The 24,988-nt window shown below is 62.0% G+C and carries 23 protein-coding genes; 10 read left to right on the plus strand and 13 right to left on the minus strand.

The features are described 5' to 3' along the window. Positions 1–17: 17 nt before the first annotated feature. Entirely contained in the window at positions 18–1,433 is a 1,416-nt protein-coding gene (locus VFB05_RS09175) for an MFS transporter (RefSeq protein ID WP_325011276.1), read from the minus strand. Positions 1,434–1,786: 353 nt separating this feature from the next. Here VFB05_RS09175 and guaB point away from each other — a divergent pair, with 353 nt between their 5' ends. Further along, entirely contained in the window at positions 1,787–3,277 is a 1,491-nt protein-coding gene (guaB, locus tag VFB05_RS09180; RefSeq protein WP_325011278.1) for an IMP dehydrogenase, read from the plus strand. Between the two features lie 3 nt (positions 3,278–3,280). Here the strand turns inward: guaB and VFB05_RS09185 are convergent, their stop codons facing one another. Next, positions 3,281–3,685: a hypothetical protein gene (locus VFB05_RS09185; RefSeq protein ID WP_325011280.1), complete on the minus strand. Its 405-nt coding sequence runs from the start codon at positions 3,683–3,685 to the stop codon at positions 3,281–3,283. A 50-nt stretch (positions 3,686–3,735) separates the two neighbouring features. Between VFB05_RS09185 and VFB05_RS09190 the strand changes: the two genes are divergently transcribed. From VFB05_RS09190 to VFB05_RS09210, 5 genes are all read left to right on the plus strand, one after another. Next, positions 3,736–4,161: an MAPEG family protein gene (locus VFB05_RS09190; RefSeq protein WP_325011282.1), complete on the plus strand. Its 426-nt coding sequence runs from the start codon at positions 3,736–3,738 to the stop codon at positions 4,159–4,161. Then, on the plus strand, positions 4,158–5,459 hold the full coding sequence (locus VFB05_RS09195; RefSeq protein WP_325011284.1) for an RsmB/NOP family class I SAM-dependent RNA methyltransferase: 1,302 nt from the start codon (positions 4,158–4,160) through the stop codon (positions 5,457–5,459). The genes VFB05_RS09190 and VFB05_RS09195 overlap by 4 nt, the downstream gene beginning before the upstream one ends. A 126-nt stretch (positions 5,460–5,585) precedes the next feature. Further along, a complete protein-coding gene (locus VFB05_RS09200; RefSeq protein ID WP_325011286.1) occupies positions 5,586–6,440 on the plus strand; it encodes a hypothetical protein in 855 nt (284 codons plus the stop codon). A 60-nt stretch (positions 6,441–6,500) separates the two neighbouring features. Next, positions 6,501–8,054, plus strand: a complete 1,554-nt coding sequence (gene guaA, locus VFB05_RS09205) for a glutamine-hydrolyzing GMP synthase (protein ID WP_325011288.1) — start codon at positions 6,501–6,503, stop codon at positions 8,052–8,054. 296 nt (positions 8,055–8,350) lie between these two features. Further along, positions 8,351–9,607, plus strand: a complete 1,257-nt coding sequence (locus tag VFB05_RS09210) for a tyrosine-type recombinase/integrase (protein WP_325011290.1) — start codon at positions 8,351–8,353, stop codon at positions 9,605–9,607. On the opposite strand, the gene VFB05_RS09215 is transcribed toward VFB05_RS09210, so the two are convergent. Then, on the minus strand, positions 9,561–9,857 hold the full coding sequence (locus VFB05_RS09215; RefSeq protein ID WP_325011292.1) for a helix-turn-helix transcriptional regulator: 297 nt from the start codon (positions 9,855–9,857) through the stop codon (positions 9,561–9,563). The two genes, VFB05_RS09210 and VFB05_RS09215, sit on opposite strands and share 47 nt — an antisense overlap. A 211-nt stretch (positions 9,858–10,068) precedes the next feature. Here VFB05_RS09215 and VFB05_RS09220 point away from each other — a divergent pair, with 211 nt between their 5' ends. Next, positions 10,069–10,686, plus strand: a complete 618-nt coding sequence (locus VFB05_RS09220; RefSeq protein WP_325011294.1) for a glutathione S-transferase family protein — start codon at positions 10,069–10,071, stop codon at positions 10,684–10,686. A 142-nt stretch (positions 10,687–10,828) separates the two neighbouring features. Here the strand turns inward: VFB05_RS09220 and VFB05_RS09225 are convergent, their stop codons facing one another. From VFB05_RS09225 to VFB05_RS09240, 4 genes are all read right to left on the minus strand, one after another. Continuing rightward, a complete protein-coding gene (locus VFB05_RS09225; protein WP_325011296.1) occupies positions 10,829–11,314 on the minus strand; it encodes an AAA family ATPase in 486 nt (161 codons plus the stop codon). 246 nt (positions 11,315–11,560) lie between these two features. Continuing rightward, positions 11,561–12,277 carry a hypothetical protein gene (locus VFB05_RS09230; RefSeq protein ID WP_325011298.1) on the minus strand — a complete coding sequence of 239 codons (717 nt, stop codon included), beginning with the start codon at positions 12,275–12,277 and terminating at the stop codon, positions 11,561–11,563. 10 nt (positions 12,278–12,287) lie between these two features. Next, positions 12,288–13,016, minus strand: coding sequence for a hypothetical protein (locus tag VFB05_RS09235; protein ID WP_325011300.1), 729 nt, complete (start codon positions 13,014–13,016; stop codon positions 12,288–12,290). Further along, positions 13,013–13,936, minus strand: coding sequence for an ABC transporter ATP-binding protein (locus tag VFB05_RS09240; RefSeq protein WP_325011302.1), 924 nt, complete (start codon positions 13,934–13,936; stop codon positions 13,013–13,015). Before VFB05_RS09240 ends, VFB05_RS09235 begins: the two co-directional genes overlap by 4 nt. A 157-nt stretch (positions 13,937–14,093) precedes the next feature. Here VFB05_RS09240 and VFB05_RS09245 point away from each other — a divergent pair, with 157 nt between their 5' ends. From VFB05_RS09245 to VFB05_RS09255, 3 genes are read left to right on the plus strand one after another with little or no spacing between them, the layout of a single operon-like run. Beyond that, entirely contained in the window at positions 14,094–14,756 is a 663-nt protein-coding gene (locus tag VFB05_RS09245; protein ID WP_325011304.1) for a TetR/AcrR family transcriptional regulator, read from the plus strand. Between the two features lie 53 nt (positions 14,757–14,809). Further along, complete coding sequence (locus VFB05_RS09250; RefSeq protein WP_325011306.1) at positions 14,810–15,865, plus strand: LysR family transcriptional regulator; 1,056 nt, start codon at positions 14,810–14,812, stop codon at positions 15,863–15,865. Next, positions 15,852–16,355 (plus strand): GNAT family N-acetyltransferase, encoded by a 504-nt coding sequence (locus VFB05_RS09255; protein WP_325011308.1) that lies wholly within the window; start codon positions 15,852–15,854, stop codon positions 16,353–16,355. The genes VFB05_RS09250 and VFB05_RS09255 overlap by 14 nt, the downstream gene beginning before the upstream one ends. 82 nt (positions 16,356–16,437) lie before the next feature. Here the strand turns inward: VFB05_RS09255 and VFB05_RS09260 are convergent, their stop codons facing one another. The 6 genes from VFB05_RS09260 to kdpF form a co-directional block, all read right to left on the minus strand. Further along, positions 16,438–17,166, minus strand: a complete 729-nt coding sequence (locus tag VFB05_RS09260) for a response regulator (protein ID WP_325011310.1) — start codon at positions 17,164–17,166, stop codon at positions 16,438–16,440. Next, complete coding sequence (locus tag VFB05_RS09265) at positions 17,138–19,825, minus strand: sensor histidine kinase KdpD (protein WP_325011312.1); 2,688 nt, start codon at positions 19,823–19,825, stop codon at positions 17,138–17,140. The genes VFB05_RS09260 and VFB05_RS09265 overlap by 29 nt, the downstream gene beginning before the upstream one ends. Positions 19,826–19,873: 48 nt before the next feature. Continuing rightward, on the minus strand, positions 19,874–21,955 hold the full coding sequence (gene kdpB / locus VFB05_RS09270; protein ID WP_325011314.1) for a potassium-transporting ATPase subunit KdpB: 2,082 nt from the start codon (positions 21,953–21,955) through the stop codon (positions 19,874–19,876). 15 nt (positions 21,956–21,970) lie between these two features. Further along, on the minus strand, positions 21,971–22,633 hold the full coding sequence (kdpC, locus tag VFB05_RS09275; protein WP_414643173.1) for a potassium-transporting ATPase subunit KdpC: 663 nt from the start codon (positions 22,631–22,633) through the stop codon (positions 21,971–21,973). Between the two features lie 34 nt (positions 22,634–22,667). Next, entirely contained in the window at positions 22,668–24,371 is a 1,704-nt protein-coding gene (kdpA, locus tag VFB05_RS09280; protein WP_325011318.1) for a potassium-transporting ATPase subunit KdpA, read from the minus strand. A 132-nt stretch (positions 24,372–24,503) separates the two neighbouring features. After that, positions 24,504–24,599, minus strand: a complete 96-nt coding sequence (gene kdpF, locus VFB05_RS09285) for a K(+)-transporting ATPase subunit F (RefSeq protein ID WP_325011320.1) — start codon at positions 24,597–24,599, stop codon at positions 24,504–24,506. Positions 24,600–24,988 lie beyond the last annotated feature (389 nt).

Consider the following 24,988-nt stretch of genomic DNA (forward strand, 5'->3'; position numbering starts at 1 on the left):
AGGGATGCCCTGCGGCGTCAGCCGCGGTCGTCGGGGGCAACCGACGAAGACCGCGCCCGGTTCGCCAGTTCCGCGGCCGCGTCGCGATGCAGGCCGACGAATACCAGCGCCGCGGCGGCGGCGATCGCGCCGACAAAGAGGAACGCGGGGCGGAAATCGGCCGTCGTCAGCTCCGCATGCGCGCGTAGCCGCAACGTGGCTTCGACTGCGAGCGCGCCGACCGCGACGCCAGACGATATCGATACCTGCTGCAACACGCTGACCAGCGAGGTTGCCTTGCTCATGCGCGGCGCCGGGATATCGGCATAGGCCAGCGTGTTGATGCTTGTGAACTCGATCGACCGAAAGAAGCCGCCGGTCAGGACGATAAGGAACATAATCAGGAAAGGCGTGGCCTCGTTGAAAGTGGCGCAGGCGGCGATCACCGCCCCGCTGATCACGGCGTTGGTGATCAAGATGCGCTTAAATCCGAAGAGCCTGAGCAACGGCGTGATAGCCGGCTTCATCAACATGGATCCGAATGGACCGGCAAAAGTGACGAGGCCCGATTGGAAAGGGCTGAAGTTCAACCCGATTTGCAGCATCAGCGGCATGAGAAAAGGCCAGGCGCCAATACCGAGGCGGAACAGAAAGCCGCCCGCGATGCTGGCCCGAAACGTCGGAATGGATAATAGGGTGAGGTCGAGAACGGGCGCCTTCGCCCTGCGGGCGTGTATCATATAAAGCATCAAGAAGATTGCGCCCCCACCGATCGACGCCGCGACAGCGGATGCCGGCAGGAAATCAAGCCCGGCGATAGAGAGCCCAAAGGCGACGCCGGCGATCCCCAGTCCGGCCAGGGCCATGCCGGTCAAATCGAAACGGTCGCGGTGCTCGACGCGAATATCGTCGATGTAGCGAGTGGCCAGAATCATGCCGAGAATGCCGATCGGCACATTGATGAAGAAGATCCAGTGCCACGTGGCGTAGGTGGTGATAAAGCCCCCGAGCGGCGGCCCCGTCATGGGGCCGATCAGCGCCGGCATGGTCACCCAGGCCATGGCGCCGAGAAGCGCGCGCCGCTCCACCGTTCGCAGCAAGACGAGACGACCAACCGGCGACATCATCGCACCGCCGACGCCTTGCACGATGCGGGCGACGACGAAACCGGTGAGCGAACCCGCTAGCGCGCAAGCAATCGAGCCGATCACAAAAACGCCGATAGCGGCCCGAAACACGGTCCGCGCGCCGAATCGGTCGGCAATCCAGCCGCTGGCTGGCGTGAATATCGCAAGAGAGAGAAGATACGAAGTGACGGCGAGTTTCAGTGCCAGCGGATTGGCCCCGATATCCGCGGCAATTGCTGGCAGTGCCGTGGCGATCACGGTCGAGTCCATATTTTCCATGAACAGGGCGACCGCCACGATGAGGTAAACAAGCCGCTGACGATTCATGGCGCGCGATGCCCGGCGGGTGAAAACAATCCGCCCTTCCATTGCTCCGGCGCGAGCACAGTCTTTCGCCGGAATTGGCGAGGACCCGCGGACGCCCAGGGGGAAAGAGATTCCTGTTCTCCTTACCTACGCAACGGAGGTCATGCCAGCCGGTTCCGGCGGCAAATCAGTTGAATTGAGGCTGATGCGGCCGGATTCCCCCTAGGAATCGGGCGAAAGCCATGCTATCGACCGCCGCCAACCCAAAAGTGGGCCGCGGAGTCGGGCGCGGGATACGGTCCCGCCGCAAATGCCCTTTATTTTCCGGCTCTCAGTGGCCCGCGCAGGCGCCGGCAGGCGGAACGGAGTTGGCCATGGCAGCGAAATCCAGGGAAAGCCTGCGCGAAGCGCTGACCTTTGACGATGTCCTGCTGAAGCCCGGCCTTTCGGAAATCCTTCCTTCGGAAGTCGATATTCGCTCCCGCATTACCCGCTCCATCTCATTGAACCTGCCGATCGTCGCTTCGGCGATGGATACCGTCACCGAAGCGCAGATGGCGATCGCGATGGCGCAAGCCGGCGGCATCGGCGTGATTCACCGCAATCTCGATCCCGAGCAACAGGCGGCGCAGGTCCGCCAGGTGAAGAAATTCGAGTCCGGCATGGTAGTGAATCCGGTCACCATCCGGCCGCAAGCGACGCTGGCCGAAGCGCTCGATTTGATGAAGGAGCACCGGATCTCCGGCATTCCGGTGGTCGAGGGCGCCAATGGTGGACCGGGCAAACTGGTCGGCATCCTGACCAACCGCGACGTGCGCTTCGCCACCGACCCGCGGCAGAAGATCGCCGAGCTGATGACCAAGGGCAACTTGATCACCGTGCGCGAAGGCGTGAGCCAGGAGGAGGCGAAACGGCTGCTGCATCAGCACCGCATCGAAAAACTGCTGGTTGTCGACAGCGCCTATCGCTGCGTGGGACTGATCACGGTCAAAGATATTGAAAAGGCCGTGGCCAATCCCAACGCCTGCAAGGATGATCAAGGCCGGCTGCGCGTCGCGGCAGCGACGACCGTTGGCGATTCCGGCTTCCGGCGCACCGAGGCTTTGGTCGATGCAGGGGTCGACCTCGTCGTGGTGGACACCGCGCATGGTCATTCCAAGCATGTGCTGGCCGCGGTCCAGCGCATTAAGCGGCAGTCGAACGCGGTCCAGGTCGTGGCGGGCAATATTGCGACGGGCGAGGCAGCTCAGGCGCTGATCGATTGCGGGGCCGACGCGGTCAAGGTCGGCATCGGCCCCGGCTCCATCTGCACCACGCGGATCGTCGCCGGCGTGGGCGTGCCGCAACTCACCGCGGTCATGGATGTCGTCAAGGTTGCGCGTGCCACCGGGACGCCGGTGATCGCCGACGGCGGCATCAAATACTCGGGCGATTTAGCGAAGGCGCTGGCCGCCGGCGCCGATTGCGCGATGATCGGTTCTCTGCTTGCCGGCACCGACGAAACCCCCGGCGAAGTTTTTCTCTACCAGGGCCGTTCCTACAAGACCTATCGCGGCATGGGTTCGGTCGGCGCCATGGCGCGCGGATCGGCCGACCGCTATTTCCAGCAGGACATCAAGGATACGCTGAAGCTTGTGCCGGAAGGGGTTGAAGGGCAGGTGCCTTACAAGGGCGCGGCCTCCACCGTCCTGCATCAACTCGCCGGCGGGCTGCGCGCCGCCATGGGTTATGTCGGTGCGAAGAATCTTCCGGAATTGCACGAGAAGGCCGAATTCTTGCGCATTTCAAGCGCAGGCCTGCGCGAAAGCCACGTGCACGACGTCACCATCACGCGCGAGACGCCGAATTACCCGGGACGCGGTTAAGTCCTAATTGCCGCCGTTGGTTGACGTGGCGTTCGGTTGGGGCTGCTGTTGGTTTTTCTTGTGCTTTGTTTTGTCCGGCTGCTTGTTGTTTTTCTCGCCGGTGCAGGGCGGCGTCGGGCAGGCGTGTTTTCCCGCCGCCAAGATCACGAACGACGACTGCGGCATTGGCCGGTCCATCTCGAACAAACGGACCCCGACGCTGGCGGCCAAAAGGACAAAGGCAAATGCCGTCAGTGCCGGTGCGGCAGGCATTGGGCGCATGATCATCTGCTCCCCTTCAACGAGGCCGAAATGCAACGATATTTCAGCGCAGCGGCAAGCGCAATCCGCCCCGCTGCATTGAGCCTGCAGGATCAAAGCGATACCACAATAATCCCACTTGAATAATCCCACTTGACGAAACGTCATAGACATCCGCGTTGGTGATCGGCTTTGCTTCGACACAGGTTAGAATCGTCATGTCTATCCAATCCGTTCTTTCCCCTTTGTTCGTGGAAGTCCTGCTAACACTTGGGCTGTTGCTGTGGCTCGCCACCAAGCGCGGGCGCGACTTCAACAGCGGCATGGTCGAAGTGTCGCGTATCGCCCTGCGAGAGCCGAATTGGCCGGCCCCGACGCAGCAGGTTGCCTACTCGTTCAGCAATCAGTTCGAGCTTCCCGTTCTCTTCTATGTGCTGACCATTCTCGAAATCATCACGCGCCATGCCGACCTGCCTTTCGTCGTCCTCGCCTGGATATTCGTGCTTTCGCGCCTCGTTCATGCCTATGTGCACACGACCAATAACGTGGTCACGCGGCGCGGCATGATCTTCGGCATCGGTGCGCTGGTGTTGATCGTAATGTGGGTGATTTTCATCGTCCGCATCCTGCTCGGATTGTCATGACGCCGTCCGCGCGCCTCGCCGCCGCAATCGAGGTTCTGAGCGAAATTGAGATCCGCCGGCGGCCGGCTGCCGATGCCCTGAAGGAGTGGGGGATTGCCCACCGCTTTGCCGGGTCCAGCGATCGCGCGGCGATCGCCGGCCTTGTCTACGACACGCTGCGCCGCCGCGCCTCCAGCGCCTATGTGATGGGCGAAGCGAGTCCGCGCGCGCTCGTTTTAGGCATGCTCAAGCTCGAACGCGGGCTCGAGCGAAATGCGATCGAGCAATTGTTCGATGGCTCGCGGTTTGCGCCACAGCCATTGAGTGAACGCGAAAGCGCCGCGCTGGCCGGTGCATCGCTGGCCGGCGCACCGCCGCATGTCGCTGGCGACTATCCGGAATGGCTCGATCCGCATTTCGCGCGCGCCTTCGGCGAGGCCCGGGGCGAGGAGGGGGCGGCGCTGGCATCGCGCGCCCCGCTCGATCTGCGTGTCAACACGCTCAAGGGCGAACGCGAGAAGGCTGCCGCCGCACTCGCTGAGCTGCATCCCGAGCCGACCCGCTGGTCGCCATGGGGACTGCGCATTCGCGTCGCCGCAGATGCCAAAAGTCCGGGGATCCATGCCGAGCCCGCGTTTCTGAAGGGGCTCATTGAAATCCAGGACGAAGGCTCGCAGCTTACGGTTCTTCTGACCGGCGCCCGACCGGACGAGCAAGTTCTCGATATCTGCGCCGGCGGCGGTGGCAAGACGCTGGCGCTGGCGGCGATGATGGAAAATCGCGGCCAGATTTACGCCACCGATACCGACAAGCGCCGTCTCGCCCCGATCCACGCGCGGCTTGAGCGGGCCGGGGTCCGCAATGTGCAGGTGCGCACGCCGAAGGTGTCGGGCGACGTCGTTGGCGATCTCGTCGGCAGGATGGACCTGGTATTGATCGACGCTCCCTGCACCGGCACCGGCGCCTGGCGGCGCAATCCGGACGCCAAATGGCGCATCCGGCCCGGCGCGCTGGCGCAACGCTCAAAGGAGCAGGCCGCCATTCTCGAGGACGCCACCCGCTTGGTGAAGCCCGGCGGCCGCATTGCGTATGTCACCTGCTCGGTTCTGGATGAGGAGAACGGCGCACAAATTCGCGGCTTTCTGGCGCGGTATCCGGAGTTTTCGGCGGCGGCAGGAGCCGAGGTCATCAAAGCGTTGGGCGAACGTGCCTTCATGTTCGGCAAAGCGGCACGTCTTGCCGCGGAGGGCGTCCTGCTGACGCCGCGGACCACCGATACCGATGGCTTCTTCGTTTCGCTGCTTCGCCGCAAAGCTTGAGAGCCCATTATAAACCCGCTGCAGAGAAGCAACGCGATTTCCGCTGTTGCGCCGCAATCCCGGCCAAATTCGGCGTAATGGTCTGCTCCGAATCCTCCACTTTCGTCAGTCGAGGTCTGACTGTCCATGCTGGCTACGCCACCCGATCCCCTGCATCGCACCGGGGCTGTCGATCCGTCGTACCCGCTGCCGGGCCGCGGGTTCATGCCGCCACGCGCGCCGAGGGGTATCCGCTTCATCACGGCCTTGCAGATGCTCGGGTCGCTCTTGGGCATCCCCGTCGGGCTTGCCAGCGGCTATTCGATTTATCGCGCCAATTTCTCGGCGGAGACGGCATGCCAGACGCTACGCGCCAATATCGTCGCGGTGATCGACAAAAAACTCGATGCCACGACGCGGCGAATGCTCGTCCGCCACGATGTGGAAGAGTTCGAAAAATCCTGCGGCACGCTCGATCCCGATGCAAAGGCGGCTTTCCAGCGCCTCTTGACCGCAGAAGACTCTTCCGTGGCGAGACCCGCGGCTGTGGCGGCCCGTGCGCCGGCGCCGGAGGCTTTCCCTAAGCCGAAGGTGCCGCCACCGAAGAAGACCGCAGCCGCGGCGCCGGACACCGGCTCCGATGCCAAATGGCTGGACGACGTCCGCCGGGCGCTGCAAGCGCATTCCGCGGATCGCCCGGCTGCGGACGAGCCGCCGGAAGCGGCAAATCCTGCGTCCTTGAGCCCGCCGCCGAATGCCGGGGTTGCGGCCATGGAAACCCCGCCGCCAACGGGGGCAACGCCGATCGCCGGCACAGCTTCGGCCGGGGCCGCCTTCCCTGCGCAGCTTCCCGCCGCCGAGCACCCGATACCGCCCGCGCCGATTCCGCTGGCCGCCTCGGCGTCCAACCAGAATCAGGCCCAGCCGCGAATCGGCGACCTTGTGGCTCAGATCCCTTGGCTCGGGCCGGTATTGTCGCCGGAAAGCGCCCAACCGCGCTGAAGCCCCTTTCGGGTCACGCCAGGCCGCGACAAGGCCCGCCGTGACGTGTAAAGGGAGCGCATGATTTCCCACGATAAAGTCCTCATCGTCGACTTCGGCTCGCAGGTGACGCAGCTCATCGCGCGGCGCGTCCGAGAGGAGAAGGTCTATTGTGAGATCGCGCCCTTTCAGAAGGCGGCCGAGGCTTTCGCGGCGATGAAGCCAAAGGCGGTGATCCTGTCCGGTGGTCCGGCGTCGGTTCTCGACAAGGACGCGCCGCTCGCGCCGGAGGCGATCTACAAGGCCGGCGTGCCGGTGCTCGGCATCTGCTACGGCGAGCAGGCCATGGCGCAGCAACTCGGCGGCAAGGTGGAGGGCGGGCATCACCGCGAATTCGGCCGCGCCGAGGTGACGGTCACCGAGGATACGCCGCTATTCGAGGGCGTGTGGCGCAAAGGCGAAAAATATCCGGTCTGGATGAGCCACGGCGATCGGGTGACCAAGTTGCCGGACGGCTTTCGCGTTGTCGGCACTTCGCCCAACGCGCCGATCGCCATGATCGCCGACGACAAGCGCAAATTCTACGCCGCGCAGTTTCATCTCGAGGTGGTGCATACGCCGCATGGCGCGGCGTTGCTGCGCAATTTCGTGCGCAAGATCGCTGGCTGCAAGGGCGACTGGACCATGCGCGCCTTCAAGGAAGAGGCGATGGAGAAGATTCGCGCCCAGGTCGGCAAGGGCCGCGTCATTTGCGGATTGTCCGGCGGAGTCGATAGCGCTGTTGCCGCCGTGCTCATCCATGAGGCTATTGGCGATCAGCTCACCTGCGTATTTGTCGACCACGGCCTCTTGCGGCTGGCAGAAGCGGAAAAGGTCGTTGCCCTGTTCCGCGAGCATTATAACATCCCGCTCATCCACGTGCAGGCGGAAAAACTTTTCCTCGATGCGCTGCAAGGCGTCGATGACCCGGAAGTCAAGCGCAAAACCATCGGCAAGCTGTTCATCGACGTGTTCGAAGCCGAGGCGAAGAAGATCGGCGGCGCCGAATTTTTGGCGCAAGGCACGCTCTATCCGGACGTTATCGAGAGTGTCTCCTTCACCGGCGGGCCGTCCGTTACCATCAAGTCGCATCACAATGTCGGCGGGTTGCCCGAACGCATGAACATGAACCTCGTCGAACCGCTGCGCGAATTGTTCAAGGACGAGGTGAGGGCGCTCGGTCGCGAGCTAGGCCTGCCCGACGCCTTTGTCGGCCGCCATCCGTTCCCCGGTCCCGGCCTCGCCATCCGCTGCCCCGGCGAGATTACCCGTGATAAGCTCGCCATCCTGCGCCTTGCCGACGAGATCTATATCGAGGAAATCCGCCGCGCCGGCCTTTACGACGACATCTGGCAGGCTTTTGCCGTGCTGCTGCCGGTGAAGACCGTCGGCGTGATGGGCGACTTCCGCACCTACGAATATGTCGTCGGCTTGCGCGCGGTCACCTCGACCGACGGCATGACCGCGGATTTCTACCCGTTCGATATGAACTTCATCGGCCACGTGGCCACGCGCATCATCAACGAGGTCAAAGGCGTCAACCGCGTGATCTACGACGTGACCTCAAAGCCGCCGGGGACAATTGAGTGGGAATGATTCAGGGGCCGCCCAGGGTATCCCGCAGTATCCCACGATTTCTTCCTAACATATTGATCTAGATTAAAAAACGTCGATTGACGTTCGGCGTCTATCGGCCTGCAAAAATGGGCGCTGACGGACTGTCTGACGGTGCACAATACCGTTGCCAAGTCCGACTCTCGCCGCTACCGTCACCATCAAGATGGCCGCTGACGGTATTTTTCTCGACATAAGTCATTGAGATATATCGGATTATCACCGGATCGGCGGTCCAAACATGGCTGACGGTATTGCGGGTCGAGAGGCGTGCGGAGATGCTGACGGACGTGGCGCTTAAGAACCTGAAACCAAAGGAGAAACCGTACAAGGTCACCGACCGTGACGGTATGTATGTGCTGGTGAGCACGACGGGAACGGTGTCGTTCCGCCTGGACTACCGTCTGAACGGGCGGCGCGAGACCGTCGTGCTGGGTCGGTACGACAAGGCCGGCATCTCGCTGGCGCGGGCGCGCGAGCTCTGCATCGACGCCAAGCGCATGATCCGGGAGGGGCGCTCGCCCGCCTTTGAAAAGCAGCGCGCCAAGCGGCGGCTTCTCGAGGCGAGGAGCTTCGGCGAGTTCGGTGAGAAGTGGCTGACCATGGCGCCGATGGCTGACAGCACGCGGTCCATGCGCCGGGCGATCTTCGAGCGCGAGCTCCTGCCGGCCTGGCGCAAGCGGCTTCTCACGGAGATCACGCCGGATGACCTGCGGGCACATTGCGGTGCCATCGTCGACCGCGGCGCGCCTGCGACGGCGCTCCACGTCCGCGACATCGTCAAGCAGATCTACGGCTTCGCCATCCTCCACGGCGAAAAAGTCGCCAATCCGGCTGATGAGGTCGGCCCCTCGGCGATCGCCCATTTCACGCCGAGGGATCGCTCGCTGTCGCCGACCGAAATCAGGATCATGCTCAAGCAGCTCGAGAATGTCGCAACGCTGCCGACGATCCGTCTCGGGCTAAAGCTGATCCTGCTGACGATGGTCCGAAAGAGCGAGTTGCAGGACGCGGTGTGGGACGAGATCGATTTCGAGAACGCCGTCTGGACGATCCCCAAGGAGCGGATGAAGCGCTCCAAGGCGCACAACGTCTATCTTTCGCGCCAGGCGCTCGACATCTTCATCGCCCTCAAGACCTGCGCCGGCAATTCACGGTACGTCCTGCCATCGCGCTACGATGCCGATGCGCCCATGTCGCGGGCCACTTTCAACCGCGTCACCTATCTCGTCGTGGAGCAGGCGAAGAAGGACGGGCTGCCGCTCGAGCCGTTCACGGTCCATGACCTGCGCCGGACGGGATCGACGCTGCTGAACGAGCTGGGCTTCAACAGCGACTGGATCGAAAAGTGCCTGGCTCACGAGGATGGCCGTTCTTCGCGCGGCGTCTACAACAAGGCCGAGTACGAGGTGCAGCGCCGGCACATGCTGCAAGAGTGGTCGAACATCGTCGATGCGTGGGTGGCGGGCGAGAAATACGTGCCGGTGCTCATCCCGCCTTCGATGCCTCTCCTCGCGCCTGATCCCGCTCTCTGACCGGGCGGGCGCGGCGCTGGCGGACATCGGGATGCTGGGCGCGTCGCACCGGCGACGCTCGCCGCGCGGCGAGCCAGGCCTCGACTTCCGCCAGATCCCACACGACGCATCTTGGGGACAGTGCAAAGCGGCGGGGAAACTCGCCCCGTTGTTCCATCTCGTAGATCGTGCTGTCGGCGAGCGGCACCATCTCGCGCAGCTGGTGCCGGCGGATGGTCCGTTTGATTGGAGCGCCGTTTCCGCGAGTCATTCGCCATCTCCTCGGCTCTTGTTCCTTGAGAAATGAGCGCGATAGATCCCAAAAGGAAAGGGCAAAAGTTCGGAAGTCGGATAGTCGGATACGGTGGCGCGCAAATAGAAATCATGGCGTAATTTTTTCGGGCCCAAGAAGGCAAAGATTATGAGTTCGAACCGCGTCGGGTGCGGGAGGGACCGGGCGTACTTACGAGGAGGCTGTCTCAATGCTCAAGCTTTATGGCCAGGCCAGATCGCGTGCCAGCCGTTCGCTGTGGATGCTCGAGGAGATCGGTCTTGCATACGAGCATGTGCCGATCCGACCCTACACGGAGAGCCGGTCGGCGGAGTACCTGCGCATCAATCCCAACGGACATATTCCAAGCTTGGAGGATGATGGGTTTGTCCTGTGGGAGTCCCTGGCAATCAACATGTACCTGGCCGAGAGCTACGCGCGCTCCCCTTTGTGGCCCACCGGGGCGAAGCATCATGCGCGTGTCTATCAATGGAGCCTCTGGAGCGCCAATGAGATCGAACCTCGGATTGTCAGAATTGCCAAAGGCCTCCACGAGAAGTCGTCTGGTCCGGCAGCCGTCGCGGCCGAGCTGGAGCAGCTCTCGTCCGCACTTCGCATATTGGAAAACAGCCTGAACGACCGATATCTTCTGGGCGACGATTTTACGGTCGCCGATCTCAATCTTGCCTCGACTCTTCGCGAGCCCGGAGAGGACGGGGTCTCGGGGATCGCCCCGATTGACCTTGCTTCTTTTCCGAATGTTGGGCGTTGGCTTGATCGCTGCAGCGCGCGGCCTGCGAACCGCCGCGTAGCCTCCATGGCAGATTGAGTATGCCTTCGGGCATCCTTCACCGCACCGCGCGGCCGGGCCTCTATTGAACCGATGCGGTGCGGTCGGGCATACGAGCCCATGGTGTTCGAAGGGCCGACATGCTGAGTGGGCCGCGACGCAACTTCGATCCTTCCGCGAGCTACACTATGCGGAGGATTTCATCGACGATTGCAGGGATTGCTCTTGTCGTGTCGATCTCGTAGTCGGCGGATTTCCTGAGCAGGGGCTCGATAGTCGAGATCAGGTGGTGGATCTTCCACCGCTCCTCCGCGGAACGTCCGTAACCGCCGCATCGCGTCGCGAGCCGCTGCATGATTGTTGCGACGGGAGCGGAGAGAAGAATCGTGGCATCGATCATGGAGAAAAATCGGCCCATGTTTTCGGCACAGCCGCCGATGAACAAGATTCCCTCTCCCGGCTTAGACAGGAGTGCGCGGACGCGGTTGTCTCGCCACACCCAGTCTTTTCCTCGGGTCGGAGTCAGAAAGTCGGCGTGATCAGCATCGACCCACTGGGACCATTCGGGTGTATCGAGGTCGTAAGCCTGATAACCGCGCGCGGCCAACTCTTCCATCACCGAAGATTTCCCAGTCCCGGACATGCCCGTAATCAAGACGCGCTTCATAAATGGTCCTCGCTTGTCCGGATCAGCAGCAAGCGTCGCTCGATATCCGTTCGCGCGGGTCGATGACGAATGATCGCGCGCACCGGCCTGCCAAATCCGGCTCAACCCGCCGTTGCCCCGAGGGCCCGCCAATTGTGTCCGGTTCACATGGTCGCATTTGAGCAAACAGTGACAATATGGGACGCGACAACCTGGGGCACCATCGGCTCGATGCGGCTCCGACGAGGTCGCGCACGTCGCGCTCCTTCACGCTCTTGGGCGGTCGTGCCCGCGTCGATAGGCAACGATCGATACGGCGATGAGTGCAGCCCAGAAGGCGATTGCTCCAAGTGTCCAGAGAGCTCCGACCGCTGTCGCCCCGTTGATGAAGGCCAATACCGATTTCACGGACCATGTGGCCGGGGACGCGAGAAGAAGCTGGGCGTACCAAGCATCCTGCGGAATAAAGAGATAGAGCGCGGCAATCTGCACATAAAGGTTGAGCGCCCTGAACAGGCCAATCGCCTGCACCTTGGCGCGTGACAGTGCCAGCACGGTAAGGGTGGTCCAGACGCTGGCCAGCGCGAGCGCGAGGAGAGGCAACAGCCATTTGACTAAAGGCAACGCGATCATCCGCGTGACCAGGACCATTGTGATCCCGTAGGACAGGACGAACAGGATGCACATGGCGATGCGCAGGGCGATCGCATGGCGCTGCCGCAGCGGCGAGACGCGGAGCGCCTGGTCGACGCCGCTGTCCTTCTCGTCGATGACCAGCATGGCGGAGAGATAGCCCACGCCCGGCATGTAGCCGAGCAGGAGCACGAGCTGAATCGTCACCCACCAGTCGGAGAAATAGCCGAGGTCGCGCACGATGGCGGCGACGGCCACAATTGCCAGCATCAACCCGACGATGTTGATCAGGACTTTGTCACGCCGGATGCTGGCGAGATCGTGTGCGGCAAGACTCAAGAGCGGAGACACGGCGATCCTCTTAGCTACCCGTGTGTCCGATGGTGCGCGTATGCAAGGCGATGGCCACTCGCAAGAGGACGGCGCTCACGAGCGTCATGTAGCCGAAGGCGTAGAGCACCTCGGCTGGGGTTACGGCGGACGGATTGGCGGCCCATAGAAGCGCGCGCAGCATGGCGTGTCCGGGATTGATCCCGAACAGCGCCCAGGCGAGCCAGCCGTCGACCGCTCCGAAATGAGCGAGCAACGGCAGATAGAGCACGATCGAGACCGGGAAGGCGCGGGCGATGAGATGATTCACCGAATTGGCTGTTGCCACCATCACGAGGCCACCGAGGACGGCCAGGACGCCGGTGAAAGAGAGTGCGAGTGCCATGCGCAGCAGCACGGCCGGCGGGGGCGGCCAGTAGGCTGCCGCGGCGACAATGATGCCTCCGGCGACGGTCAGGGCTGCGAAGGTGACGAGCTTTGCAAGGACGTAGTCGGTCGGTGACGCAGGCGTGACGGCCAGGGCGGGCGGCGTGCACTGCGAACGCTCGAGCAGTACCAGGGCGGCGACGAATCCCATGCCAACCACGGCCGGGTCGAGGAAAAGGATGGCAGTGACCACCGTGACCGGTGCGTCCGAGGGCAGGAGCGCCACGGCTGCCACGAAGAACGCGGTGGTGAAGACGGTGAAGAGATAGATGCGCTCGCGTGCCTGCACGCGCACGTCCCAGAGCACCAGCCGCAGAATGGGCACGGCATTCATGCGACTTCCTCGGCGGGATCGAGCGAAGTGCCGGTGACGTCGCTGAATACCTGGTCGAGGCTTGCTTCCTGGCTATGCAGCGTGCGCACCGTGCCGTCTCTGAGGATCGCTTGGAAGCGGCGGTTGTCGGCTAGGCCGTCGAGCGGGAATTCGTCGACTTGGACGATGTCGCGGCCATGCGTTACCCGCACGGTGCGGCGGCCATATCTCGCCTTCAGCGCTTCGGGTGCGTCGAGAGCGGCGAAGCGGCCCGCGACGATGAAGGAGACTCGGTCGCACAGCTGGTCGACGTCGTTCATATTGTGTGTCGTGAGAACGATGGTCTTACCCGCCCGGCGGAGGTCGGCGACGATGCGCTTGACGATACGGGCGTTGACAGGATCGAGGCCGGCGGTGGGCTCGTCGAGGAACAGGATCTCGGGGTCGTGCTGGATCGCGCGTACGAAATTCAGGCGCATGCGCATCCCCTTCGAGAAAGTCTCCACTTTCTTGTGGGCTGCGTGCTCCAGCCCAACGAGCGCCAGGAGCTCCAACGGATCGCGGCTCTTGCGCCTGTACAGCGAGGCGAAGAACCTGAGGTTCTCGACTGCGGTGAACTTGACGTAGTGATTGGGCAGTTCGAACCCGACGCCGATGACCTCGAAGTAGTCCTGCCGCCAGTCCGCGAGCGGCTTGCCGAGGACCCGCACGAGGCCATCGAAGCGCCGCTGCTGGCGAGTCAGCACTCTCTGCAGGGTGCTCTTGCCTGCCCCGGAGGGGCCTAGCAGGCCAAAGATCTCGCCGCGCGCGACCGAGAAGCTCACCCTGTCGAGCGCAGGGGCCGCCTGTCCGGGATACCGAAAGGTCAGATCCTCGACCAGGATGGCGGCCGGATTCTCCTTGGTGCCGGTTGAGACTTTGTTGATTTGCTCCGGAGCCATTGGACGAGGGCTTTCTCTTCTTGGCGCGACGGCGGCACTGGCGATTGCGCGATCCGCCGAGAGCAACTATAATTCAAACCGACGGTCGGTTTCAACGGGGGCGAGGTTTGCCATGGCCGGTTGGGTCAAGAAGCCGCCTGACGTCCGGCGCAATGAATTGCTCGACAGCGCGCAGGACCTGTTTTTCAGCAAGGGCTACGAGGCGACCACCGTCGCCGACATCATGGAGCAAGCGGGCGTCTCAAAGGGCGGCTTCTATCACCACTTCACGAGCAAGGATGATTTGCTGGAGGCCTTGGTTGAGCGGATGGCGGCCCGCGCTCTGGCCCGTCTACAACCGATTCTCGAGGAGAAGGGGCTGGATGCAGTGGCCTGCATGAATGCGGTCCTTTCGCGGTCTCGCCAGTTGAAGGCCGAGGATGCCCCTGTGATCCGCGCCACGTTCGACATCGTTTTCAGACCCGAAAACGTCGCGCTCTATCACCGGCTCAATCGCGCGGTGAACAGGGTCATGATGCCTCTGTTCGTCGACATTATTACGCGAGGGAAGATGGAAGGTCGCTTCCGCATCGACGATCCGACAACGACCGCGGAAATCATCGTTCAGCTAGGTGCCTCCACTTACAACGCGGTCGCACGCGCCATCGAGGCGATCGGCACGCCGCAGGCAGACGAGGCCGCGGCCGCGCTCGACGAGCGGCTACGTCAGCATGGACTTGCGATCGACCGCATCCTCGGATTGCCCGACGGCACCCTCGTCTATTCCGAGCCGGGCTTCGCAAAGGCGGTGTTGAACGTGCCAGCGGGCCGCAAGCGTTGATCGGAGGACTTGCCCGGCACGACACATCAAGGACAGTCGCGTTGACCATTGAAATGCGCCATCTCCGGTATGTGATTGCCGCCGCTGAGCACGGCAGCTTTCGACGTGCCGCGGAGGTGCTCAATGTCGAGCAATCTGCCGTCAGCCGGCGCATCCGCGATCTCGAAGACGAGATCGGAGCAGCGCTATTCATTCGCCATCACGGTGGTGTGCTTCTCACCGGGGCGGGCGAGCACTTCCTGGCCAGGGCGCGCAAAGCTGTGAGCCAAATTCAGCACGCGGCGGCCGATGCGGCGACGTTTGGCCGTGGCGAGGCTGGGACTGTTCGCATCGGAATTTTGTCTTCACTGGCATCCGGGTTCCTGGCTGATCTCTTGCGCAGCTACGTGGTCGCAAATCCAAAAATACGTCCTGACTTCGTTGAAGGGGCTCCCGCTTTCGTCTCGCATGTCGGCGCAGTCCAGCGACATCATCTCGACGTTGCGTTCTTGCCGGGAGAACTGGTTGTCGAAGGCTGCGACGTGAAACGTCTGTGGTGCGAACAGGTTTTCGTTGTCCTGCCGAGCGAGCATGCGCTCGCGGCGCGATCGGAAATCTGTTGGACGGATTTGCGCGGACAGCGCTTCATCGTGACCGAAACCGATCCTGGCCCCGCGATCCACGACTATCTCGTCAAGCATCTTGCCGATATCGGGCACCGCCCGCGTGTGGAGCGGCAGGCTGTCGGTCGCGACAACCTGATGCAACTGGTCGCAATGGGCCAGGGGCTCACCCTGACGAGCGAAGCAATCACCGCAGCGCGTTTCCCAGGCGTCGTCTTTCGGCCGTTGAACGGGCAGGTCTGGCCTTATTCGGCCGTTTGGTCGCCGCGAAACGACAATCCGGCGCTGAGACGGCTTCTCAGTCTCGCTCGAAGCCTGTCACGCGGGCAGCAGTTTACGGCAACGCCCGGTCCAAGCCTTGGGCCAACGGGGGGCTCGGGCTTTTTACAAGTCGGCGTAGTTTCGAGGTTCGAGGCCGCAAAGTCTCCTCATGAGCCGATCGACATCCGCGCGCTGCGCTCCCCGGCGCCGTTAGAGACCCCTGAGGCCTACAATGGTGGCGCCTGAATCGCCGTACGCTTTTCGAGCAATGACGTCAGACGATCTTCCGCTGGTTGGGCGGTGGTTGCACACACCCGAGGTCGTACGCTGGTGGGGTGATCCAGACGAGCAGTACGGCCTGATTGCCGGAGATCTAACCGTGCCGGAGATGGCGCAATGGATTGTGTCACACGAAGGAAGGGCGTTCGCCTACGCTCAGGCATATCGAGTCAGCTATTGGCCGCAACCGCATTTCGCGCATCTGCCTGAAGGGACCATCGCCATCGACCCGTTCATTTGTGAGCCGGACATGCTGGGCCGCGGCCATGGCTCCCGCTTCCTCAAGATTTTGGCCGAGCGCTTGCGGGCGGAAGGCGCGCCCGCGGTCGTCATTGATCCTGACGTCGACAATCTTCGGGCACGACGGGCCTACCGTCGAGCGGGCTTCCGCGGCGACACGATGGTGGATACGGATGAAGGTCCTGCCGTCGTGATGACATTTGTGGGCGACGACTAGATTTTTGACTGACGGTCAGTTTGTTGATTCGTGCAATGAGCACTTCGCCGAGATTGAGCAGCCGACTAGCACACAACGTACTTTATGTGGATAGGATCTGGTTACCCTCAGGAATTTCCAGTCCTGAGAGGCGGTAGCCAACCTGCAATTCGGTAATGAGATGGACCGGCTGCGAGGGGTCACTCTCAAGCTTTTGCCGAAGCTGGGCCATGTAAATGCGGATGTAGTGCGAACGCTCGGAATAGCCCGGCCCCCACACCTCCATGAGCAGTTGCCGATGGGTGAGAACCTTGCCATGTCCGCGGATCAGCGCGGTCAGCAGGCGAAATTCATTCGGTGTCAGATGCACGGGCTCGTCCGCCCGCGTGACCTCATGAGTCGCGAGGTTGACCGTCACCTGTCCGAACTTCACCACCGGGGAGGCCGTGGCGCCCTGTGAGACCGTACTTGCGCGGCGCAGTTGCGCGCGCACGCGCGCAAGCAGTTCGGGAACACCGAACGGCTTTGTCAGGTAGTCGTCAGCCCCAGCGTCCAGCGCGTCGACCTTCTCCGTTTCCTGCTCTCGGGCCGAGAGCACGAGAATGGGAGCCGATACCCAATTCCGAACCTCGCGAATGAGGGCCTTGCCGTCCCCGTCCGGCAAGCCAAGGTCGACGATCATCAGATCTGGTTTCCGGCTGCCGGCATTGATACGCGCGTCCTCGGCTGTGGATGTCTCGAAGACGCTCATGCCCTCCTTTTCCAGCGCCATGCGGACGAAGCGGCGAATGTCAGCTTCATCTTCAACGATCAGGATGCGTGGCTTGATCATTCAACGTCTCACTTTCGATCTCGGGAGGTGTACCGAGGGGCAATCGGATCTCAAAGGCTGCGCCATGCGGCTTGCGTGCTTCCGCCCTAATGCTTCCCCCGTGCGCAACCACGATACTGCGACACAGAGCCAAGCCGAGACCAACTCCGGCGACTGCAGACTCTTTCTGACCCCGCGTGAAGGGCTCAAAGAGTGCTTCGGGGTTCGGCGTCGGTAGCCCTGGGCCATTGTCCTCTATGACCAGATACATCGACTCTCCCGAAGCCCCGCCACGAATATTGATCGTGCTTGTCGAAGGTGTGTATTTCGCGGCGTTGTCGAACAGATTGATCAGGACGCGTTCGATCAGGGTCGCATCAACCTCCACGAGAGGCAGGTCGGGCGGCAAGTTGGTTCGGACCGTTCTTGGCTTCAGAACCGAGGCCGATTGGGCAAGTGCGCTGCCGACGATTTCGCTTATCGAATGCCATTCCTTATTGAGGCGCACGCCCTCGCTTTGCATCCGTGCCAGGTCGAGCAGATTGCTGACGAGCCGTTTCAGCTCATCGGCTTGCAGCCTGATGGACCGAGCAAGGTCGCTTCGATCGCTGTCGGGAAGGCCGTGCGTCCGCTCAAGGGTCTCGGCCAGTCCCCGTATCGCCGTGAGGGGGGTTTTGAGATCGTGAGACACCGCCGACAGGAGGGCGTTCCGCAGCTTCTCGCCTTCCATCCGCACCAGCGTATCCTGCGCAACGTCTACGAAATGGATGCGCTCGAGCGCTAAGCCGATGGTCGAGCAGCAGGCGTCCAGCAGGCGCCGGTCGTCGGGGTCGTTCGACATTGGGCCGTCGTTCGGCAGGATGGCGAGCACGCCTCGCGTGGCCATTGATGCCTTCAAAGGAAGGTATAGGGCGTCGGCACCGCTCAGCGTCTGCGTCCCAAGGCCCGCCTCCTGAACGTGGTCGAAAGCCCACTGAGCGACCGAAAGGTCGACAAAGCCCGCATCCTGCATGGGGACGAGCTGTCCCTTCTCATTCGGTATGAGGAGAATGACCCGGGCGCCGATCAGGGGCGTAATTGCGTCCCGGCATATTGAGAAAACCTGCTCGATCTTTATGGCGCTAGACAAGTCACGGGCGATGCGAGCCAGGGCGGATGCCCTGCGCTCGCCAGCACGAGCGACCTTGGCTTCGGAGCGCATGCGAGCTGCAAGTTGGCTAATGATCATTGCCGCACCGAGCATCAACGCAAAGGTGAAGAGATATTGCGTATCCGCGACGGTAAAGGACAATGTGGGCTCGATGAAGAAGAAGTCGAAACACGCGACCGACAGCAGGGCTGCCCAGGCGCCAGCGACACGACCGAGATGCATCGAGACAAAGACCACCGTCATCAGAAACAGCATGACGACGTTGGCTGGATCAAAGACGCGGAGTAGCCAGGCGGCGACTGCGGTCGTCGCACCGCAGGCAAGTGTGGCAATAGTGAGTGCCCACGCGAATCCTTTAGGTTCGTCCGTGACCTTGGATTTGACCGGCGGGCGCACCTCATCCACGCTGAGCAAAATCAGACCAAGTTCAGGGCCGGCGCGCGCGAGTCTCTCCTGAAGGCGGGATCGGAAAGGTATGAATCGCCAGCCGAGCGGATTGCCAACGATGAGCTTGGTGACATTGCGCTTGCGCGCATAATCCAGAAGGGTCTCCGCGATATCCTGTCCCGGGACGTTCGCAAATTCGGCCCCTGCCGCCTGAGCTGCGGAAGCGATGTTTAGCAGTATTTCCCGCGATCTGGTGTCATCACCCCTGTAAGGCTGATCGACGTGGACCACGATCCACTTGGCCTGGAGCCGCTGAGCGAGCCTTGCACCTTCGCGAACCAACCGTTCCTGCGATCGGTCAGCGCTCACGCAGACCATGAGCACTTCCTGGGTGGGCCAGACTGTCTTGATGGCGTGCGAGACGCGATAGGTTCGCACATCCGCGTTAACGCGGTCGGCGACTCGCCGAAGGGCCAGTTCGCGTAGCGCGATCAGATTGCCGCGGCGGAAGAAATTCTGGCGAGCGCGTTCGATCGAGACCGGCAGATAGACCTTGCCAGCGCTCAGCCGCGCCAGCAGATCGTCGGGCGGCAAGTCGACGAGAACCACATCGGTTGCGGCGTCAAAGATGCGGTCGGGAACGGTCTCGCGCACCCGGATTCCAATGATGCCGCCAACAATATCGTTGAGGCTTTCGAGGTGCTGGACGTTCAGCGCCGTGAAGACGTCGATTCCGGCGTCGAGCAGCTCCTCGACATCCTGCCAGCGCTTGGCGTGCCGGCTGCCGGCTGCGTTTGTGTGCGCCAGCTCGTCGACGACCAGGAGTTTGTACCCCGACGCCAGTGCGCCATCGAGGTCGAATTCGGTGGTCGGCCTTCCGTTGCCGCTTAGTGTCTTGCGCGGCAGAACAGGAAGGCCCTCCAGCATTTCTTCGGTGTCTTTGCGGCCGTGGGTTTCGACGATTCCGATCCCGACGGCGACCCCGTCATTGTGGAGTTGCCGCGCGGCCTGAAGCATGGCGAAGGTCTTTCCCACCCCGGCGCAGGCGCCGAAGAATATCTTCAGCTGCCCGCGTTGGGAGCGATGGGTTTCATCCTTCACGACCTTAAGCAGGTCGTCGGGATCGGGTCGCTCATTTGTCATCGCCTACTGTAAACCCATGAGCCTGAACGCTGCCCTTGAGAGGCCTTTCTAGAAGAAGGGGGTCAGCAGGACGTCGATCAGCTTTATACCGACAAACGGCGCTATGATCCCGCCCAATCCGTAGATTAGCAGGTTCCGGCTGAGCAGCCGTGCCGCCGGCTCGGCCCGATATTGGACGCCCCGGAGGGCAAGAGGGATCAGCACCACGATGATCAGAGCATTGAAGATCACCGCGGACAGGATCGCCGATGCCGGGCTGTGGAGGCCCATGATGTTGAGGGCAGCGAGCGGAGGATAGGTCGCCACGAAGGCGGCAGGGATGATCGCGAAGTACTTCGCAAGATCGTTGGCGACGCTGAACGTGGTCAGCGCGCCGCGGGTCATGATCATCTGCTTTCCTACCTCGACGACGCGCAGGAGCTTGGTGGGATTGCTGTCGAGGTCGACCATGTTGCCGGCTTCCTTGGCGGCCTGCGTGCCGCTGTTCATCGCCAGAGCGACATCGGCCTGGGCCAGGGCAGGGGCGTCGTTGGTGCCGTCGCCGGTCATGGCGACGAGTCGGCCCTCTGCCTGATAGTCCCGGATGAGGCGCAGCTTGTCTTCCGGCGTTGCCTCCGCGAGATAGTCGTCGACACCCGCCTCGGCCGCGATCGCCGCGGCGGTGAGCTTGTTGTCGCCAGTGATCATCACGGTCTTGATCCCCATGCCGCGCAATTCTGCGAAGCGCTCCTTGATTCCGCCCTTGACGATGTCTTTCAGCTCGACGACGCCGAGGACTTTCGCGCCGTCACTGACGACCAGCGGCGTGCTGCCGCGCCGGGAGACGTCGTCGACAATCTTGACGACTTCCTGCGGGAATACCCCTCCCATCGTTTCGATGTGGGCGCGGATCGCGCTTGCTGCGCCCTTTCGGATCTGTCGCCCATCGATGTTGATGCCGCTCATGCGCGTATGCGCGCTGAAGGGGATCGCTTCGGCCCCGTGCAGCTCGCGGCCTCGAATGTTGAAAAGATTCTTTGCCAGCACGACGATCGAGCGGCCTTCCGGCGTCTCGTCGGCGAGCGAAGCGAGCTGGGCCGCGTCGGCAAGCGCGCGCTCCTCGACGCGGGGGGCCGGATGGAACTTGGTGGCCTCGCGATTGCCGAGGGTGATCGTGCCCGTCTTGTCGAGCAACAGCACGTCGACGTCGCCGGCCGCCTCGATGGCGCGCCCCGAAGTCGCCAGCACATTGGCCTTTATCATCCGGCTCATGCCGGCGATGCCGATGGCCGAAAGCAATGCGCCGATGGTCGTCGGAATCAGGCAGACAAGGAGTGCGATGAGGACCGTGATTGTCACGACCGAACCTCCGCCGGCGACGAGCGTGCTGAATCTCGAGAACGGCAGAAGGGTCACACACACCAGAAGGAAGATCAGCGTGAGCGCCACGAGCAGGATCGTCAGCGCGATTTCGTTCGGTGTCTTGCGGCGCTTGGCGCCCTCGACCATGGCGATCATGCGGTCGAGGAACGCTTCGCCCGGCTTTGCCGTCACACGCATGATGATCCAGTCCGACAAGACGCGCGTGCCGCCGGTTACAGAGCAGAAGTCACCGCCGGATTCGCGGATCACCGGGGCGGATTCGCCGGTGATGGCGGATTCGTCGACGGTAGCCGCGCCTTCGACCACTTCGCCATCGGCGGGAATGATTTCGCCTGCCTCAACGAGGAGGTACATACCGACACTCAATTCGTCGCTTGGCTGCGGCCAGGATTCGGCTTCACGCCTGGGTTCCTTGAGCACGCGGGCTACGACCCGCTGGCGGGTCGCGCGCAGGGCGTCAGCCTGGGCCTTGCCGCGACCTTCAGCCAACGCCTCAGCCGCGTTGGCGAAGAGGACCGTAAACCACAGCCAGGCCGCCACGGCGAAAATGAAGAGGGCCGGAGCCTCGCCCTTGCCCGTCAGCGCCTGGATCCAGAGCAACGTGGTCACGATGCTTCCTAGGTAGACGACGAACATCACTGGGTTTTTCGCCTGGACCCGTGGCGACAGCTTGGCGAAGGATTCGCCGATGACCGATGTCCACGAAATTGGCTTGACGCTGCCGGCGAGGCTCGCGCTTTGCGACGTCGTTACATTCAGATGTGACATGATCGTACCGCTTTCTTATTGCGCCGCGCGCCGGCCGTGGGAGGCGGCATCAAGCGCGAGATTCAATTCCAGGACATTGACCCTCGGATCACCGAGGAAGCCGAGTTGGCGGCCGGTCGTATGTTGATCGACGAGGGACAAGACGTCCTCCGTCGACAGGCGGCGCGCCTTGGCCACACGCGGCGCCTGCAGCCGGGCGTTGGCGATCGAAATGTCCGGATCGAGTCCGGAAGCCGACGCCGTGACGGCGTCGACCGGGACCAGGGCGTCGGCCGCCAGACCGTTTTCTTCCCGATAGGCTTTGGCGCGCTCCGCCACCGCATCGAGCAGCTTCTTGCTGATCGCACCCTGGTTGCTGGCGGCGCTCAGCGCGGCGTTATAGGGCTGGTCGACCGTCTTTGACGGATCGTTGGGATCCGTCCCCGACGTGACGCTCGGGCGGCCATGGAAATATTCGGGTTTGGTGAAATACTGCCCGATCAGGCGCGAACCGACAGCCCTTCCGTCCTTGATGATCAGACTTCCCTGTGCCTGATCGGGAAAGAGGAGGTTGGCGACACCTGTCGTCGCCAACGGGTAGGCAAGGCCGGTTACCAGCATGAAAAAGACCGCTGAGACCAGAACTGGCCGCGTGATGCCCTTGAACGCAGGCTGCGATGCCGGGACGGGCGCGTGCATGATCGTTTGTTCGTTGCGCATGAGAGTCGCTTCCTCAGAATGTCGCGCCGGCAAGCATCAACAGATGTTCGACGATCGGGCCGAGTGCGAGCGCAGGCAGGAACGTCAGGCCGCCGACGACCAGAACCACGAACACCAGCAATCCGGTGAACAGAGGAGTCGCCGTCGACAGCGTTCCGGGTCCTTCAGGAACGGCTTTCTTGGCCGCCATCACGCCAGCGACGGCGAGCATCGGCAGGAGAGTGAAGTACCGGCCGATCAACATGGCGAGGCCGATCGTGGTGTTGAAGAACGGCGTGTTGGCGTTGAGGCCGGCAAACGCCGAGCCGTTGTTGGCCGTGCCCGACGTATAGGCGTAGAGCACTTCGCTGAATCCGTGCGGACCCATGTTCGCCAGGCTGTTTAGAGTCGCTGGCATCAGACAAGCGAGCGCGGTGAAGCCCAAGATACTGAACGGATGCGTCAGCACGGCGATCATCACGTATTTCATCTCACGCGCCTCGACCTTCTTGCCAAGAAACTCTGGTGTACGCCCGATCATCATGCCGACGAGGAAGACCGTCAGGATTGCGTAGGTGACGATGTTGATGAAGCCGACACCCTTGCCACCGAATACGTTGTTCAACATCATTTCCGCGAGCGGAACGAGACCACCCAGCGGCGTGAGCGACGAGTGCATCGCATCGACCGAGCCCGTCGTTGCCGCTGTTGTCGTCGTCACGAACATGCTGGTCTGAGCGATGCCGAAACGAAGCTCCTTACCTTCCATGTTGCCACCGGCCTGAAAGGCAGTCTGGGTCTGATCGACGCCCATTGGGGAGAGCAGCGGATTGCCGTTATGCTCTGAGCCATAGACCAAGGTGAGGAAGCCAATGAACATAACCAGGAAAGCGGCGAAAAATGCCCAACCTTGGCGCCGGCGAAGGCTGATTGATCCAAAGGTGTAGGTAAGCGCCGACGAGATCAGAAGCATACTGAGGATATGCAGCGTGTTGGTGAGCGGCGTCGGATTCTCGAAGGGATGAGCAGCATTCATGCCGAAGAAGCCGCCGCCATTGGTTCCGATATGCTTGATGGATTCGAGGCTGGCCACGGGCCCCATGATGAGCTGCTGCTTGGCGCCTTCGAGCGTTGTCACGACGGCATCGGCGCTCAGCGTCTGCGGCACGCCTTGCCAGACATGGACAAGCGCCAAGATGAAGCAGACCGGCAGGAGAAGTCGATAAATAGCGCGGGTGAAGTCGACCCAGAAATTGCCGATGTCCGCCGCGTTCTTGCGACTTAGGCCCCTCATAAATCCTCCAACCGCGCCTAGCCCCGTAGCGGCACTCACCATCATCAAGAAGGTTATGACAGCCATCTGGGAGAAGTTGGAAAGGCTTGTTTCACCCGAGTAGGACTGCCAGTTTGTATTCGTGATGAACGAGGCGGCTGTATTGAATGCCAGATCGGGAGTTTGTGATGCCCGCTGTAACGGATCGCCCGGCAGATATTGCTGTAGACGTAGGACAATATAGCCGACCAGCATCATGGCGGCGTTGCTAAGCAACAAGACCATACCGTAGCGCTTCCACGACATCGCCTCCGAAGGATCGACGCCAAGAATGCGATAGGTGCTGCGCTCAATGAAGCTGTGCGTGGGGCTGGTAAATATATGTGTCATATATTTCCCGAGCACCACGACCAGCCCGGTCATGATCGCAAGGATGAGAACGAATTGAGTGATGTCTTGTGTCATGTGAGCGTCCTCAAATTCGGTCCAGGGCCACAATGAACCCTGCTGTGATCACGAAGAAGACGAGCGTCACCGCCACGAATACGAGGTCGCCCATAATTGCCACCGAGTGTTTGTTGTCGCGATTTTTTGCCCTCAGAAGCGCTCTGGCTTCACGAGGGCATAGAACAGGTAGACCGTGAGGCCGGCGGCGCAGAGGCCAGCGAGCCAGATCATTGCGGCGGCGGGCACGGCTGGCCTCCGTTGGATATCGCGAAAATTGGACACTGCATAACGTCAAGCGACGCGCGCGAGCCGTCCGCAGTCGGCTTCGATAGCGGTCTGGATTCAAATGATTGGTGATTGTCGAGCATGCGTAGTGGCTCCATTTCAGCTCGGAATGCTGAGATGGATGTAGTCCGTCGCATGTCAGAGTGGTGCTGAGTTTTTACACCAGCGCGTAAGGACGGTATAAAGAGCTCAGAAAAGGCGAGAGAGGGCCCCGTTGCGCCAAGGAGTCGATCAGCGCCTTACGGCATTTTTACACTAGCAGATAAATCCCTACACCGAATTTATATGCGATCGCCTAAGTGCCGTTCTTTCGTTGGAGGTCTAGGCGGTTGATAATCAATTGATATGGG

This window comes from Bradyrhizobium sp., assembly GCF_035652035.1.
GTDB lineage: Bacteria > Pseudomonadota > Alphaproteobacteria > Rhizobiales > Xanthobacteraceae > Bradyrhizobium.

What these genes read in the sequence shown, in the direction of transcription:
- VFB05_RS09200 (WP_325011286.1), top strand. Translation starts at nt 5,586, where the DNA reads ATGCTGGCTACGCCACCCGATCCCCTGCATCGCACCGGGGCTGTCGAT.
- VFB05_RS09185 (WP_325011280.1), bottom strand. Translation starts at nt 3,685, where the DNA reads ATGACGTTTCGTCAAGTGGGATTATTCAAGTGGGATTATTGTGGTATC.
- VFB05_RS09250 (WP_325011306.1), top strand. Translation starts at nt 14,810, where the DNA reads ATGCGCCATCTCCGGTATGTGATTGCCGCCGCTGAGCACGGCAGCTTT.
- VFB05_RS09175 (WP_325011276.1), bottom strand. Translation starts at nt 1,433, where the DNA reads ATGAATCGTCAGCGGCTTGTTTACCTCATCGTGGCGGTCGCCCTGTTC.
- VFB05_RS09190 (WP_325011282.1), top strand. Translation starts at nt 3,736, where the DNA reads ATGTCTATCCAATCCGTTCTTTCCCCTTTGTTCGTGGAAGTCCTGCTA.
- VFB05_RS09195 (WP_325011284.1), top strand. Translation starts at nt 4,158, where the DNA reads ATGACGCCGTCCGCGCGCCTCGCCGCCGCAATCGAGGTTCTGAGCGAA.
- VFB05_RS09210 (WP_325011290.1), top strand. Translation starts at nt 8,351, where the DNA reads ATGCTGACGGACGTGGCGCTTAAGAACCTGAAACCAAAGGAGAAACCG.
- VFB05_RS09260 (WP_325011310.1), bottom strand. Translation starts at nt 17,166, where the DNA reads ATGATCAAGCCACGCATCCTGATCGTTGAAGATGAAGCTGACATTCGC.
- guaB (WP_325011278.1), top strand. Translation starts at nt 1,787, where the DNA reads ATGGCAGCGAAATCCAGGGAAAGCCTGCGCGAAGCGCTGACCTTTGAC.
- VFB05_RS09240 (WP_325011302.1), bottom strand. Translation starts at nt 13,936, where the DNA reads ATGGCTCCGGAGCAAATCAACAAAGTCTCAACCGGCACCAAGGAGAAT.
- kdpA (WP_325011318.1), bottom strand. Translation starts at nt 24,371, where the DNA reads ATGACACAAGACATCACTCAATTCGTTCTCATCCTTGCGATCATGACC.
- kdpB (WP_325011314.1), bottom strand. Translation starts at nt 21,955, where the DNA reads ATGTCACATCTGAATGTAACGACGTCGCAAAGCGCGAGCCTCGCCGGC.
- VFB05_RS09255 (WP_325011308.1), top strand. Translation starts at nt 15,852, where the DNA reads ATGGTGGCGCCTGAATCGCCGTACGCTTTTCGAGCAATGACGTCAGAC.
- VFB05_RS09220 (WP_325011294.1), top strand. Translation starts at nt 10,069, where the DNA reads ATGCTCAAGCTTTATGGCCAGGCCAGATCGCGTGCCAGCCGTTCGCTG.
- VFB05_RS09215 (WP_325011292.1), bottom strand. Translation starts at nt 9,857, where the DNA reads ATGACTCGCGGAAACGGCGCTCCAATCAAACGGACCATCCGCCGGCAC.
- VFB05_RS09235 (WP_325011300.1), bottom strand. Translation starts at nt 13,016, where the DNA reads ATGAATGCCGTGCCCATTCTGCGGCTGGTGCTCTGGGACGTGCGCGTG.
- guaA (WP_325011288.1), top strand. Translation starts at nt 6,501, where the DNA reads ATGATTTCCCACGATAAAGTCCTCATCGTCGACTTCGGCTCGCAGGTG.
- kdpC (WP_414643173.1), bottom strand. Translation starts at nt 22,633, where the DNA reads ATGCACGCGCCCGTCCCGGCATCGCAGCCTGCGTTCAAGGGCATCACG.
- VFB05_RS09265 (WP_325011312.1), bottom strand. Translation starts at nt 19,825, where the DNA reads ATGACAAATGAGCGACCCGATCCCGACGACCTGCTTAAGGTCGTGAAG.
- VFB05_RS09225 (WP_325011296.1), bottom strand. Translation starts at nt 11,314, where the DNA reads ATGAAGCGCGTCTTGATTACGGGCATGTCCGGGACTGGGAAATCTTCG.